The sequence below is a fragment of the Xanthomonas sp. F14 genome (genome assembly GCF_014199865.1).
This window is the reverse complement of the sequence record NZ_JACHOM010000001.1, coordinates 70,663-84,134: the sequence shown is the minus strand read 5'-3', so window position 1 is coordinate 84,134 and position 13,472 is coordinate 70,663. Positions and strand designations below refer to the sequence as shown.

At 63.4% G+C, this 13,472-nt stretch carries 9 protein-coding genes and 8 tRNA genes; 2 read left to right on the top strand and 15 right to left on the bottom strand.

The window, feature by feature from the left end:
• Nucleotides 1-325: 325 nt before the first annotated feature.
• The 10 genes from GGR73_RS00460 to GGR73_RS00415 form a co-directional block, all read right to left on the bottom strand.
• The gene (locus tag GGR73_RS00460; protein WP_184455154.1) at nt 326-2,296 is read right to left on the bottom strand and encodes a peptidylprolyl isomerase; all 1,971 of its coding nucleotides are present in this window, start codon (nt 2,294-2,296) and stop codon (nt 326-328) included.
• Between the two features lie 166 nt (nt 2,297-2,462).
• Nucleotides 2,463-2,539, bottom strand: a tRNA-Asp gene (locus GGR73_RS00455).
• 95 nt (nt 2,540-2,634) lie between these two features.
• Nucleotides 2,635-2,711: transfer RNA gene (locus GGR73_RS00450), tRNA-Asp, on the bottom strand.
• A gap of 28 nt (nt 2,712-2,739) precedes the next feature.
• Nucleotides 2,740-2,814: transfer RNA gene (locus tag GGR73_RS00445), tRNA-Val, on the bottom strand.
• An 11-nt stretch (nt 2,815-2,825) separates the two neighbouring features.
• Nucleotides 2,826-3,098 (bottom strand): HU family DNA-binding protein, encoded by a 273-nt coding sequence (locus tag GGR73_RS00440; protein ID WP_024938423.1) that lies wholly within the window; start codon nt 3,096-3,098, stop codon nt 2,826-2,828.
• Between the two features lie 214 nt (nt 3,099-3,312).
• Nucleotides 3,313-5,784, bottom strand: a complete 2,472-nt coding sequence (lon, locus tag GGR73_RS00435; protein ID WP_016904733.1) for an endopeptidase La — start codon at nt 5,782-5,784, stop codon at nt 3,313-3,315.
• 145 nt (nt 5,785-5,929) lie between these two features.
• Nucleotides 5,930-7,216 carry an ATP-dependent Clp protease ATP-binding subunit ClpX gene (clpX, locus tag GGR73_RS00430; protein WP_003483788.1) on the bottom strand — a complete coding sequence of 429 codons (1,287 nt, stop codon included), beginning with the start codon at nt 7,214-7,216 and terminating at the stop codon, nt 5,930-5,932.
• Nucleotides 7,217-7,341: 125 nt separating this feature from the next.
• On the bottom strand, nt 7,342-7,968 hold the full coding sequence (gene clpP / locus GGR73_RS00425; protein WP_002806026.1) for an ATP-dependent Clp endopeptidase proteolytic subunit ClpP: 627 nt from the start codon (nt 7,966-7,968) through the stop codon (nt 7,342-7,344).
• Nucleotides 7,969-8,066: 98 nt separating this feature from the next.
• Nucleotides 8,067-9,359 (bottom strand): trigger factor, encoded by a 1,293-nt coding sequence (gene tig / locus GGR73_RS00420; RefSeq protein ID WP_104608469.1) that lies wholly within the window; start codon nt 9,357-9,359, stop codon nt 8,067-8,069.
• A gap of 201 nt (nt 9,360-9,560) precedes the next feature.
• A tRNA-Leu gene (locus GGR73_RS00415) sits at nt 9,561-9,645 on the bottom strand.
• Between the two features lie 266 nt (nt 9,646-9,911).
• Between GGR73_RS00415 and GGR73_RS00410 the strand changes: the two genes are divergently transcribed.
• Nucleotides 9,912-11,207 (top strand): sensor histidine kinase, encoded by a 1,296-nt coding sequence (locus tag GGR73_RS00410; protein ID WP_104541546.1) that lies wholly within the window; start codon nt 9,912-9,914, stop codon nt 11,205-11,207.
• Nucleotides 11,208-11,332: 125 nt separating this feature from the next.
• Here the strand turns inward: GGR73_RS00410 and GGR73_RS00405 are convergent, their stop codons facing one another.
• From GGR73_RS00405 to GGR73_RS00385, 5 genes are all read right to left on the bottom strand, one after another.
• The gene (locus GGR73_RS00405) at nt 11,333-11,779 is read right to left on the bottom strand and encodes a hypothetical protein (protein WP_456362899.1); all 447 of its coding nucleotides are present in this window, start codon (nt 11,777-11,779) and stop codon (nt 11,333-11,335) included.
• A gap of 213 nt (nt 11,780-11,992) precedes the next feature.
• Nucleotides 11,993-12,068, bottom strand: a tRNA-Lys gene (locus GGR73_RS00400).
• 84 nt (nt 12,069-12,152) lie between these two features.
• Nucleotides 12,153-12,229: transfer RNA gene (locus GGR73_RS00395), tRNA-His, on the bottom strand.
• 31 nt (nt 12,230-12,260) lie between these two features.
• Nucleotides 12,261-12,337, bottom strand: a tRNA-Arg gene (locus GGR73_RS00390).
• Between the two features lie 42 nt (nt 12,338-12,379).
• Nucleotides 12,380-12,456, bottom strand: a tRNA-Pro gene (locus GGR73_RS00385).
• Between the two features lie 152 nt (nt 12,457-12,608).
• Here GGR73_RS00385 and GGR73_RS00380 point away from each other — a divergent pair.
• Nucleotides 12,609-13,370 carry a Bax inhibitor-1/YccA family protein gene (locus GGR73_RS00380; protein WP_016902241.1) on the top strand — a complete coding sequence of 254 codons (762 nt, stop codon included), beginning with the start codon at nt 12,609-12,611 and terminating at the stop codon, nt 13,368-13,370.
• Nucleotides 13,371-13,472 lie beyond the last annotated feature (102 nt).

Sequence of the window (13,472 nt, the reverse complement as noted above, 5' to 3'; positions counted from 1 at the left end):
AGATTGGCCTGGCAGATCAGCGCGCTAAATGACGCACGTCTTTGCGACCGCACGCCTGCAAGCATGACGCGCGAAATCCGCAACCCCGGCAGACCTATCCCAAACGGATGGCAATACGCACGACGTCAGATCAGTTGCGGCGGGCCATCGCAGTGCCTGTGCCAGTTGCTGCGGGCATCCAGTGCCTGGTCCACGCGACCACAGACTCGCCGCAGCGCCAGCGGCGGGATACCCCACACGAACGCTGGCACCTGCCCACGACGGCATCGGCCAAAGAAAAAGCCCGGTTCCCCGGGCTCTTTCTCCACCAGTCGAACAGCAGCGGTTACAGCTGCGCCTCTTCGATCTGGATCTTGTAGCTCTTGCGCATTTCCTTGACGTACGCCTGCGCCGCATTGTTGCCGTCGATCTGGCTCAGCTGCTCGCGCAGCATGGTCTGCTGCTCGGCCGGCATCTGCTTCAGGTCGCCTGGGGTCGCCTTGTTGATGACAAACACCGCAAAGCGCCCGCCATCCAGCTCCACCTTGCCCACCGACGGCTTGCCGTCGGTCGGACGCGGCGCGCTGAAGATGGCGCGGTTTGCCGCCGGCGTCGGAATCGGCGCGGTGCGCGGCAAGCCCGGAATCGGCTGCACCTGCAACTTCTCGCTGGCGGCCAGCGCCTGCAGGGTCTCGCCTTTCTGCACACGTGCCAGCAACGCGTCGGCAGCCGCTGCGGCGGCCTTCTCGGTGCGGTCCGCGCGGACGGCGGCGATCACCTTCTCGCGCACCTTGTCCAACGGCAGGGCCGCCTCGGCGGTGTGGTTGGTCACACGCAACACCACGCTGTGGTTCGGACCGATGGTGATCGGATCGCTCACCGTGCCGTCCTGCACCAGCGTTTCGGAGAATGCCGAACGCAGCACCGCCGGATTGGCCGCAATACCGCTGGCATCGGCGCGCGAGAACGGACCCAACGTCTGCACCGGCAGACCGACCTGCTTGGCTGCCGGCTCCAGCGCGGTGGGATTCTTGTAGACCTGATCCACCAGCTTGCCGCTCACATCCGTAAATGCCTTGTCGGCATCGGCCTTGAGCTGCTCGGCGGCGAGCTGATCGCGCACCTGCTCGAACGACTTGCCCTGGCCGCCCTTGACCTCGCGCAGCTGGATCACGTGGTAACCGAACTCGCTCTTGATCGGGCCGACCACCTCGCCAGCCTTCATCGAGAACAAGGCATCTTCAAACGGCTTGACCATCGTGCCCTTCTCGACCCAGCCAAGATCGCCACCAGCGCCCTTGGAACCAGGGTCCTGCGAATTGGCCTTGGCCAATGCGGCGAAATCGGCGCCGGGCTGCTTGGCTTCCGCAGCCAGCTTGGCCGCTTTTTCCTCGGCGGCTTTCTGCGCGGCAGGATCGCTACCGGCGGTGATCAGGATGTGCGATGCCAGACGCTGATCCGGCTCGACAAAACGCGCCTTCTCTTCGTCATAGCGCTTGCGCAGCGTCGCCTCGTCAGCGGCGGTTGCCGGCGGCAACTTGGCGGCATCGAGTTCGACATACTCGATCGTCACCGTCTCCGGCTGACGGAAATCCTGGGTATGCCCGTCGTACCACTGCTTGATCTGTGCATCGCTGACCGGCGCGGTATCGGCGGCCGGTGGCGGCAGCATGGCCAGCTGCACGTCGCGCGTTTCGCCCATCAGCTTGAGCAAGCGCTCGAACTCGGCCTTGGTGGCAAAGCCCGACTCGGCAATCGCCTGCGGAATCACCGACTGCTGCAAGCTGTCGCGCACCAACGCATCGAACTGCGCCGGCGTGCGCGGCGGCGTGCCCTGCGCAAGTGCAGCGCGGTACTGGTCGGGGCTGAATTTGCCGTCGACCTGGAACGCCTGAATGCCGGCGATGTAATCGCGCACCGTCGCATCGCCGATCACGATGCCGGCATCTTCGGCACCCAGACGCACGACTTGCTCGTCGACCAACTGGTCGAGCACCTGCAATTTGTTTTCGCGGGATTCGAACGTGCGCGGATCGAAATTCTCGCCCTGGCGCTGCCGCTCCTGCATGCGTGCCTGCTCGAAGCGGGCGCGGAAATCCTGGGTACTGATTTCATGGTGCTGCCACAGCAGCGAGACCGGCCACCACGACGGTGCCGATTTCCACCATGTCGGCGGTGCCTGCACCTTGGCCACGTTATTGGCGCCAATGCCGCCGAGGTAGCTGTTGTCGATGACGAACAGGAACGGAATCATCAGCAACCCCAGGATGGCGGTAGCGATCCAGCCTGACGTCTTGTCGCGAAGTTTCTGCAGCATTGGCAAATCACGGCCTGTGGGCGAGCCGCGCAGTGTAACGCGCCTGACGCCGGGCACCCAGCCCAATCCCGCACCGCACCGGATCCGACATGGCTTTCGGCGCGCAATTGCCGCCATAGCGGCCAAAAAAAAAGCCCCCGGCACGGAGCCGAGGGCTTTGTATAACTGGCGGAGCGGACGGGACTCGAACCCGCGACCTCCGGCGTGACAGGCCAGCATTCTAACCAGCTGAACTACCGCTCCGCTTCAAACTTGGACTGCTGCTTCTCCACCATTTCCGCAATGCGAATCCGGTGGAGAAAACGAAGCCCCCAATCGCTCAGGGGCTTCGGTATAACTGGCGGAGCGGACGGGACTCGAACCCGCGACCTCCGGCGTGACAGGCCAGCATTCTAACCAGCTGAACTACCGCTCCGCGCTTGAAACATTTGCCTGGTGCTTAATGGTGGGTGCTGAGGGTTTCGAACCCCCGACCCTCTCCGTGTAAGGGAGACGCTCTACCGCTGAGCTAAGCACCCTAGCGAGTCGATTAGTTTACTGCATCCTTCAGGGCTTTGCCAGCCTTGAATGCAGGATTCTTCGAAGCAGCGATCTTGATGCTGTCGCCGGTCTTCGGATTGCGGCCGGTACGCTCAGCGCGCGCGCGGACCTGGAAGGTGCCGAAGCCGACGAGGGTGACGGCATCGCCCTTCTTCAGCGCCTTGGTGATTTCGCTCACAACCGCGTCAACAGCACGGCCGGCCTCAGCCTTGGAGATGTCAGCGGCAGCGGCAACGCCATCGATCAATTCGGTTTTATTCATTCTTGAAACTCCCTTTGCGGCAGATGCCGCGGAATCGACAATCGGCGCTCTTGCCGTTAGCGAAGAACCCGACACAAGTGGTATCGCATGACGCATCACAATTTGCCGCGCCCACGAGTCGTGCATTTATACCAGCGCCCCCAACCGCACGCAAGCCAAAACCCAATAACGACGCGGGTTTTGGCTTGTTTTGCCTGGGTTTAGACAAGCGGTTTTAGTGCTTGACGCGGGTACCGGGAGTAGTGCGCGACTTGCCGCGGACCGCAACCCGCGAAGCCGTCTTGCGGGCCTTTTCCTTGCCCGCCTTCTTCGGTGCCAACGGACGTTCCAACGCGAGATCCAGCACTTCGTCGATCCACTTGACCGGCACGATCTTCAGATCGCGCGTGACGTTGGCCGGGATGTCGGCAAGATCCTTGCGATTCTCGTCGGGGATCAACACGGTGCGAATGCCACCGCGCAACGCTGCCAGCAACTTCTCCTTCAGGCCGCCGATCGCCGACACGCGACCACGCAAGGTGATCTCGCCGGTCATCGCCACATCGGCGCGGATCGGCACCTTGGTCAACACCGACACCAGCGAGGTCACCATCGCGATACCGGCGCTCGGGCCATCCTTCGGTGTCGCGCCATCGGGCACATGCACGTGCACGTCCTGCTTCTGCAGGAAATCCACGTCGATGCCGAGTCGCTCGGCGCGCGAACGCACCACCGACAAGGCGGCCGATGCCGATTCCTTCATGACGTTGCCGAGCTGACCGGTCAGGATCAGGTTGCCCTTGCCCGGCACCAGCGTGGACTCGACCTGCAGCAGCTCGCCGCCGACTTCGGTCCAGGCCAGGCCGGTGACCAGGCCGATTTCGTTCTCTTCTTCGGCACGGCCGAAATCGAAGCGACGCACGCCCAGATACTTGTCGAGATTCTTCGCGTTGACCGTGACCAGGGCCTTGGGCTTGCCCTTCTTGGCGACCACCTTCTTGGCATCCGGCTGCGGGCCGGCAAGCGCGATCTCCTTGACCACCTTGCGGCAAATCTTGGCCACTTCGCGCTCAAGGTTACGCACGCCCGATTCGCGCGTGTAGTAACGCACGATGTCCTGGATCGCATCGCTGCCGATCTCGATCTCTTCCGGCTTCAGGCCGTTGGCCTTGATCTGCTTGGGCACCAGGTAACGCATGGCGATGTTGAGCTTCTCATCCTCGGTGTAGCCGGGGATGCGGATGACTTCCATGCGATCCAGCAACGGACCGGGAATGTTGAGCGAGTTGGAGGTGGCGACGAACATCACCTCCGACAGGTCCAGGTCCACTTCCAGATAATGGTCGTTGAAGGAGTTGTTCTGCTCGGGGTCGAGCACCTCCAGCAGCGCCGAGGACGGGTCGCCGCGGAAGTCCATCGACATCTTGTCGATCTCGTCCAACAGGAACAGCGGATTCTTGCTGCCGACCTTGTTGAGGTTCTGCACCAGGCGGCCGGGCATCGAACCGACATAGGTCCGGCGATGGCCACGGATCTCGGCCTCATCGCGGATACCGCCCAGGCTCATGCGCACAAACTTGCGGTTTGTCGCCTTGGCGATCGATTGCCCGAGCGAGGTCTTGCCCACGCCCGGCGGCCCGACCAGGCACAGGATCGGCCCCTTCATCTGCTTCACGCGCGACTGCACCGCCAGATACTCGAGGATGCGTTCCTTGACCTTGTCCAGTCCGTAGTGATCGGCGTCCAGGGTGTCCTCCGCGACCTTCAGGTCCTTGCGGACCTTGGTGCGCTTCTTCCACGGCACGCCCAGCAGCCAGTCCAGATAGTTGCGCACCACGGCCGCCTCGGCGGACATCGGCGACATCTGCTTGAGCTTGTTGAGCTCGGCCTTGGCCTTGGTCTCGACCGGCTTGGGCATGCCCGCCTCGGCGATCTTGCGCGCCAGCTCCTCCAGCTCGCCCGGCGCATCGTCCAAATCGCCCAGCTCCTTCTGGATCGCCTTCATCTGCTCGTTGAGGTAGTACTCGCGCTGGCTCTTTTCCATCTGCGACTTGACGCGGCCGCGGATGCGCTTTTCCAGCTGCTGCACGTCGATTTCGCCGTCCACCAGCCCGACCAGCAGCTCCAGCCGCTCGCCGATCTCGGTGATTTCCAGCAGGCGCTGCTTGTCGGCAAGGCGCACGCCAATGTGCGCGGCGATGGTGTCGGCCAGACGGCCCGGCTCGTCGATGCCGGCCAGGGTCTGCAGCAGCTCCGGCGGCAGCTTGCGGTTGGTCTTGACGTACTGCTCGAACAGCGACATCAGCGAACGTGCGATGGCCTCCACCTCGCGCGGCTCACGCGCGTCGCTGGCTTCGATCTCGATGCCCTGGCCCTGCAGTGCGCCATCCAGCTCGACGACCTTGTCGACGGTGACCCGCGACAGACCTTCGACCAGCACCTTGATGGTGCCGTCGGGCAACTTGAGCAGCTGCAGCACCTGCGCGAGCGTGCCGACGGTATAGAGGTCGCTGGCGGTCGGGTCGTCGGTTTCGGCCGACTTCTGCGCAACCAGCAGGATGCGCTTGTCCGCCTCCATGGCTTTTTCCAGCGCGCGCATCGACTTGTCACGGCCGACGAACAGCGGAATCACCATGTGCGGAAACACCACCACGTCGCGCAGCGGCAACACCGGCAGATCGAGAACTTCTGGTTGGGACTGGGCCATGGGGCGCTCCGCAGGAATGGGGGTTTTGGGGCGTAAAAAAAGCCGATGGCCCCGTTATGGGGCCATCGGCCAGGTGTTGCAAGTAGCGTTCGGAAACCCTTTATCCGCGAGCGAGGCCGGGGCCCGGCGCGACGGCATCCAGGCCTCAGTCGCCGGACGCGGCCTTGGCCGGCGCCGGTTGCGCTTGGTAGATCAGATACGGCTCGGATTTGTGCTCGATCACCGACTCGTCCACCACCACCTTGCTGACATTTTCCTGCGAGGGCAGCTCGTACATCGTATCCAGCAGCACCGATTCGACGATGGTGCGCAGACCTCGCGCGCCGGTCTTGCGCTTGAGCGCCTTCTTGGCGATCGCCGACAGCGCATCGGGGCGGAACTCCAGCTCCACGCCTTCCATGTCGAACAGCTTCTTGAACTGCTTGGTGATGGCGTTCTTGGGCTCGGTCAGGATCTTGATCAGCGCCGGCTCGTCCAGTTCCTCGAGCGTGGCGACCACCGGCAGGCGGCCGACGAACTCGGGGATCAGGCCAAACTTGATCAGATCTTCCGGCTCGACCTCGGCCAGGATCTTGCCAACTTCCTGCTTGCGCTCACTGCTCTTGACCTTGGCACCGAAGCCGATGCCGCCAGCATCGTTGGAACGCTGCTGGATCACCTTGTCCAGCCCGGCGAACGCGCCGCCGCAGATGAACAGGATGTTCTTGGTATCGACCTGCAGGAATTCCTGCTGCGGATGCTTGCGACCGCCCTGCGGCGGCACCGAGGCCACCGTGCCTTCGATCAGCTTCAGAAGCGCCTGCTGCACGCCTTCGCCGGACACATCGCGGGTGATCGACGGGTTCTCGCTCTTGCGCGAGATCTTGTCGATTTCGTCGATGTAGACGATGCCCTGCTGGGCCTTCTCGACGTCGTAATCGCACTTCTGCAGCAGCTTCTGGATGATGTTTTCCACGTCCTCGCCGACATAGCCGGCTTCGGTCAGCGTGGTGGCATCGGCGATCGTGAACGGCACATTGAGCAGGCGCGCCAGCGTTTCGGCCAGCAGCGTCTTGCCCGAGCCGGTCGGACCGACCAGCAGGATGTTGGATTTCGCCAGCTCGACGTCATCGTTCTTGCTGCGGCTCTCGATACGCTTGTAGTGGTTGTACACCGCCACGGCGAGCGTGCGCTTGGCGCGCAACTGCCCGATCACGTATTGATCCAGCACCTCAAGAATCTCGCGCGGCTTGGGCAGACTGGAGCGTGCCGACTGCGCCTTCTCTTCGAGTTCCTCGCGGATGATGTCGTTGCACAGCTCAACGCACTCATCGCAGATGAATACGCTGGGACCGGCAATCAGCTTGCGGACTTCATGCTGACTCTTACCGCAGAACGAGCAGTAGAGAATCTTGTTGCTGTCGCCGGAACGACCTTGGCGGTCTTCGCTCATGCTTCTGTTACCCAGTTACCCCACCCGATGCACGGGGGTTCGATTTCGAGAATAGCACAGGGTCGGGAGGACATCCGCCCAGCCCGACCCTGCCGGTTTTTCCTGCAATTTCAGCAATCTGGCGATCAAGACGGCTGGATCGACTCTTCCGGACGGCGTTCCAGCACCTGGTCGACCAAGCCATAGGCCTGCGCATCGACCGCACTCTTGAAGTTGTCGCGCTCAGTGTCGCGCGCAATCGTCTCCAGGGACTGGCCGGTGTGCTTGGCCAGGATCTCGTTCAAACGCGAACGCAGGGTCAGGATCTCACGCGCATGGATGTCGATATCGGTGGCCTGGCCCTGGAAGCCGCCCAGCGGCTGGTGGATCATCACGCGCGAGTTCGGCAGCGCATAGCGCTTGCCGGCCGCACCCGATGCCAGCAACAGCGCGCCCATCGAGGCGGCCTGGCCGACGCAGATGGTGCTCACGTCCGGCTTGATGTACTGCATGGTGTCGTAGATCGCCATGCCGGCGGTGACCACGCCGCCCGGCGAATTGATGTAGATGCTGATGTCCTTTTCCGGGTTGTCCGCTTCCAGGAACAGCAGCTGGGCCACGATCACGTTGGCCATGTGGTCGTCGATCGGACCGACCAGGAAGATCAGACGCTCCTTCAGCAGACGCGAGTAGATGTCATACGCACGCTCGCCGCGGCTGGTCTGTTCGACCACCATCGGCACCAGGTTCAGGGCTTTGGTCACAATGCTCATCAGTCTTCCTGTAGTGGCAGCGGCTTGCGCCGATGCCCGGGTTTGACATCCGCATCCCAGCCATCGGGATGCGGGTTGGTGTCACGCGGTCGCTTACCTTAGACCCGAATGGCGTCCTGGAACGACAGCGACTGCTCGGTGTGCTGTGCGCGCTCGGCGATCCAGTCGATCACCTGCTCTTCCATGACACGGCTCTGCAGTCCACTCATCAATTGGGGGTCGTTGCGGTACATCTCAATGACCTGCTCCGGCTCTTCGTAGGTCGAGGCGATCAGACGCAGCGTTTCGCTGACGCGCTTGGATTCCAGGCGCAGCTCGTTGCGACGGGCCACCTCGCCCACCAGCAGACCGACCAGCACGCGCTTGGCAGCCGCGTCCATGAAACCCTGATGGGCATCGGCCGGAATCTCGCCCGGGTTGCGGCCGCTGCGGCGGACCTGCTCGACCTGCTGCGCCAGCATCGAACGGGCTTCGTTCTCGACCAGACGCGGCGGCATTTCCACGTGCGCATAGGCGGCGATCAGCTGCTCGCCCACTTCGCGACGCAGGCGGTTCATCAGCGCGCCCTTGAGCTCGCGCTCCAGGTTGGTGCGGATGTCGGCGCGGAACTGCTCGGCATCGCCACTCTTCACGCCGAAGCTCTTGATGAACTCCTTGTCCACCACCGGCAGCACCGGCTCGGAGACCTCGACCGCCTTGACGTGCACCTGCACGGTCTTGCCGGCCAGCTGCGGCACGCGCCACTCGGCCGGGAAGTCGATGGTCAGGGTCTTGTCTTCGCCCTTGACCAGGCCTTCCAGGCCCTTTTCGATCTGGTCGAACATCACGCCCGAGCCCAGCACGCTGCTGCCGGTCTCCACGCCTTCGGCGGGCAGACGCTCGTCGCCGGCCTGCGACCAGGTCTCCAGTGCCACCAGGTCACCGACCTGCGCGCCGCGCTCGACCGGGTTCCAGGTGCGGCGCTGCAAACGCAGGTTCTCGATCATCTGATCGATGTCGGCATCGGTCACTTCGGCGGTATGACGCACCACCGACAGCTTGGCCACATCGATATCGCCAAAATCCGGCACCACTTCGAAGGTGGCCACGAAGTCGAAATCGCTCTCGCCCTGGTCGATACGCGGGTTGCCGGCCAGACGCAGCGAATGCTCCCGCACCGCCGAATCGAAGGTCTCACGCAGCAGGCCTTCCATCGCCTCGGCACGCACCTGCTGACCGAAGCGCTGCTCGATGACCTTGGTGGGTACCTTGCCCGGGCGGAAACCCTTGATGCGCGTGGTCCGCGCAAGTTCGCGCAGGCGGCCACCGACATGCGTCTCCAGGCGCTCCTGCGGCAGGGTGAAGGTCAGGCGGCGTTCCAGATTGCCGGTGGATTCGATCGATGCTTGCATGTTGACTCCTGCCACCGACTGCACAAGCGTCGGCACGAGATGGAAGATGCGGGTTGACGGATGGCGAGAAAGCCGCCGAGCCTTGTAGTTTCGCCGATAACGGCGGCCGCTGCCAGCGGAATACGCGTCACTGCGCCGCGCAATGGAAAGCCCCCAGGCCTGCGGCGGGAAGCGGCCGGAACACGCACGGCCGCACTGCATTGGTGCGAAAGGGGGGACTCGAACCCCCACGCCTTGCGGCGTCAGAACCTAAATCTGGTGCGTCTACCAATTCCGCCACTTTCGCGATGCTGCCAGCCCGGCCATTGTTGCAGGGATGCCGGGAAAGAAAAAGCATCGCGAGGGCGATGCGGCTGGTAGAAACAGGAGCCGGCTTGCGTGCCTGCCGCCCGCACGGGCAGCACGATGCAAGGCGGCCCTGAATCCGACACACTAAAGGTAAATGCATTCATCATGCCACCCGGCCTGGCGGCGTACCTTCCGCCCCGCTAGCGCTGGGTAAAGCCTAGGTTCGCTAAAATTCCGTTAACACCAGTAGAGGCAGTCATCGCGATGAGAGATCGGTATCGGCAGATCGTGGCCCTGTCCCGCGACTGCATCAAGGAGATCGACCTCGATGGGCGGATTACGGCCATCAACGTCAATGGCCTGACCGAGCTTGGCGCCAGTCATCAGGATCAACTGATCGCGCGGAAGTGGCGCGACCTGTGGCCAGCGGAGGCAGCCGGGCTGGTGGATGCGGCCATCGCCGGCTCCCGTGCCGGTTCGATCCAGGAATTCGAGGCCGCCGGCGTGAACTTCGCCGGCGTGCGCCAGATCTGGCAGGTCGTCACCAGCCCGCTGTTCGATGCGCTTGGCAAGGTCGAAGCAATCCTGGCGGTGAGCAGGAACATTTCCGACCGCCGCGCGCTGGAGACCGCGTTTCGCACACTGGATTCGACCCTGGCCGCAGAGCGCGCGTTTTCCAGCGGCGTGCTGCGCATGGCGCGCGCGCGCGAACATTCGCTGTCGAGCGAACTGCACAGCCTGCGCGACCTGCAAGAGCGAATCGAAGGCGACCTGGACATTGCGCGCGCCGCACAGAGCGCTGCCGAAAAGATTTCCGAGCAGGCGCAAAAGGGCGAAGCGGTAGGACAACTGCTGGCCGGCGTGGTGCACGATTTGAACAACGTGCTGCAGGCGGCAACCTCGGCCATCGAACTGGTGGTACAGCGCGCCAGGATCGATGCGCACGATGCCAAGCTGTTGAGCGTGGCCGACGCGGCGCTTCAACATGGCTCGGTCATGGCACAGCGCCTGGTCGGGTTTTCGCGGCAATATCCGTACAGCCCGGAATCGGTGGACCTGGCTGCCTTGACCGAACAGCTCGGCCCCCTGCTCGAACAGGTGGTCGGCGCGGATCTGCAATTGCAGCTGCGCACCACCGAAGGTGGATGCTGCGCAATGGTGGATCGCCACACGGTGGAACGCGCCATCCTGAACCTGGTGATCAACTCCCGCGATGCCTGCCAGGGTGGCGGCGTCATTCGCGTGGAGACCGGCGACGCCGTGGTCGCTGAAGAACAGGCCAGCCTGGCCAGGCCGGCCGGGCGCTACGTCACCATCGCCGTGGCCGACAACGGGCATGGCATGGATGCGCACGTGCAGGCGCACCTGTTCGAAGCGTATTTCACCACCAAGGATGCCGACAAAGGCGCGGGCCTGGGGCTGGCGCAGGTGTACAGCTCGGTCCGTCAGGCAGGTGGCTTTGTCGAAGTGACATCGGCGCCCGACCAGGGCGCATGCTTTACGCTGGCGTTCCCACGCATGCAGCAGAGCGCGGCGCCCGCGCCCGCCGCAGCGCCGTAAGCGGCCACGGCTGCAGTTGCCCATCGCCGATCCGGCGTAGCGCATCGCTTCGGGGCCGTCAGCGCCATCCAGGGCAGCAAAGAACCTCTTCCTGCGCGTGCTGATGGACGTTGCCTGACGGCCCGTCACCTCGCGCGAGGCGACACTGCCAGGCGCGACCACATCAGCCAGACAAGCACGGCGCAGGCGCCACCTGCCGCCAACCCACACTGCAGCAGCGTCAGCATGACCGTGCGGTCGGCCATCATCGACCAGCCGCCGATGATCGCCAGCAGCAGCACGATCACCCCGGTCGAGAGCAGACCGCTCAACGCACCGATGCCAACGTGGACCAGCAGGTTTGGCGGGCGCCCACGGTACCGCCAGGCACAGATGCGCGCACACAGCCATCCCGCCGCGGCGCAGGCAATCACCGGCAACACCAGGCCGTAGGACCAGGCAACGATCAACAACGCGGTCAGCAGGTCGAACCGGGTCAACAGCACCAGGCCCAGCAGCCCGCCGAGCGGAGGACCGACGATCGCGAAGACGCCAACCTGGCCCAGGATCGAATGCCGCAATGCTCCGGACACAGCAGGCCTCATGTGCGCTCGCTCGACCGGGCAGCGACGACCGGTGGCGATTGCGCACCTGACACAAGCCAGACATCGTGCCCGGCCGAGATCAGCACTGCGTTGCCGCGGCCGCCGACCGAGACGACAGCGAAGCTGCAGCCGATTCCTTGCGTCATCTTTTCCTCAGCACAAAAAGAAAAGCACCTAGGCAGATGCCTAAGTGCTTTTGTTTGGTGGGCCGTCAAGGATTCGAACCTTGGACCTATTGATTAAGAGTCAACTGCTCTACCAACTGAGCTAACGGCCCTGAAACTGGTCGCACATTGTATGCGCGTTTTTGCGTCGTTGCAACACCCCGCGATGCATCGGGTCCAACTTTTCCTGCAATCAGTGGGGTGGCTGAGGGGACTCGAACCCCCGACATCTGGAATCACAATCCAGTACTCTAACCAGCTGAGCTACAGCCACCACTGAAACCTACTTCCTACCGCACCGCCGATGGCGCGCCCGACAGGACTCGAACCTGTAACCGCCGGCTTAGAAGGCCGGTGCTCTATCCGGTTGAGCTACGGGCGCCCGGACCGAACTTTGCATTCCCACGCCGTCAAGAGCTCGGAATGGTCGGGGTAGAGGGATTCGAACCCCCGACATCCTGCTCCCAAAGCAGGCGCGCTACCAGACTGCGCTATACCCCGGCGGGACCTTTCAATCCCGAAGGCTGGAAAGGTCGGCTATTTTGGGAATGATTGGCCTTGCTGTCAATCACTCTGTGTAAATCGGACGATCCGGTATCCTCGCGGCATCGCTCGCCAAGTCGGCAGGCATCTACATTTCATGGAGAACACGCATGCGTAGCGGCAATCCCGCCCTTCGGGAATCCACCTTCCTCGACCTCGGCTCCGGCTCGGTAGTCACCCGCGATGGTCAGGCGATGACGCTCAACGGCACCGTCAACAAGACCGGCCTGCTGTTGCTGATGGCGGTGGTCACCGCCGCCTTCGCCTGGTCGCAGTCGATCGGGGCCGATGGCGCTCCGTTGCCTGCCGCGCGGCTGTACATGATCGCCGGCGCGATCGGCGGGCTGGTGTTCGCGCTGGCGACCAGCTTCAAGCCGACCTGGGCCCCGGTCACCGCGCCGCTGTACGCGCTGGTGGAAGGCTTCTTCCTGGGCGCGATCTCGGCAGTCTACGAGGCGCGTTTCAACGGCATCGTGTTCCAGGCGGTCCTGCTGACCTTCGGCACCATGTTCGCGCTGCTGTTTGCCTATCGCAGCGGCATGATCAAGGCCACCGAGAACTTCAAGCTGGGCGTGGTGGCAGCCACCGGCGGCATTGCGCTGGTGTATCTGGCGACCATCGTGCTGGGCCTGTTCGGCGTGCGCATCCCTTTCATCCACGACTCTGGCCTGATCGGCATCGGCTTCAGCCTGTTCGTGGTGGTGGTGGCTGCACTGAACCTGGTGCTGGACTTCGACTTCATCGAAAGCGGTGTCGAACAGGGCGCTCCCAAGCACATGGAGTGGTATGGCGCGTTCGGCCTGATGGTGACGCTGGTGTGGCTGTACATCGAGTTCCTGCGCTTGCTGTCGAAGTTGCAGTCGCGGAATTGAGCGGGGAATCGAGCGTCGGGATTGGGGATTCGTAAGAGCGACTCCCCAAATCCCTGGACTCAACGCAAAAAAAAGGGCGCCTGGGCGCCCTTTTTTTGCTGT

Excerpts from the sequence above, each read along its gene's own strand:
- GGR73_RS00460 (WP_184455154.1), bottom strand. The coding sequence starts at position 2,296 with ATGCTGCAGAAACTTCGCGACAAGACGTCAGGCTGGATCGCTACCGCC.
- GGR73_RS00440 (WP_024938423.1), bottom strand. The coding sequence starts at position 3,098 with ATGAATAAAACCGAATTGATCGATGGCGTTGCCGCTGCCGCTGACATC.
- lon (WP_016904733.1), bottom strand. The coding sequence starts at position 5,784 with ATGGCCCAGTCCCAACCAGAAGTTCTCGATCTGCCGGTGTTGCCGCTG.
- clpX (WP_003483788.1), bottom strand. The coding sequence starts at position 7,216 with ATGAGCGAAGACCGCCAAGGTCGTTCCGGCGACAGCAACAAGATTCTC.
- clpP (WP_002806026.1), bottom strand. The coding sequence starts at position 7,968 with ATGAGCATTGTGACCAAAGCCCTGAACCTGGTGCCGATGGTGGTCGAA.
- tig (WP_104608469.1), bottom strand. The coding sequence starts at position 9,359 with ATGCAAGCATCGATCGAATCCACCGGCAATCTGGAACGCCGCCTGACC.
- GGR73_RS00410 (WP_104541546.1), top strand. The coding sequence starts at position 9,912 with ATGAGAGATCGGTATCGGCAGATCGTGGCCCTGTCCCGCGACTGCATC.
- GGR73_RS00380 (WP_016902241.1), top strand. The coding sequence starts at position 12,609 with ATGCGTAGCGGCAATCCCGCCCTTCGGGAATCCACCTTCCTCGACCTC.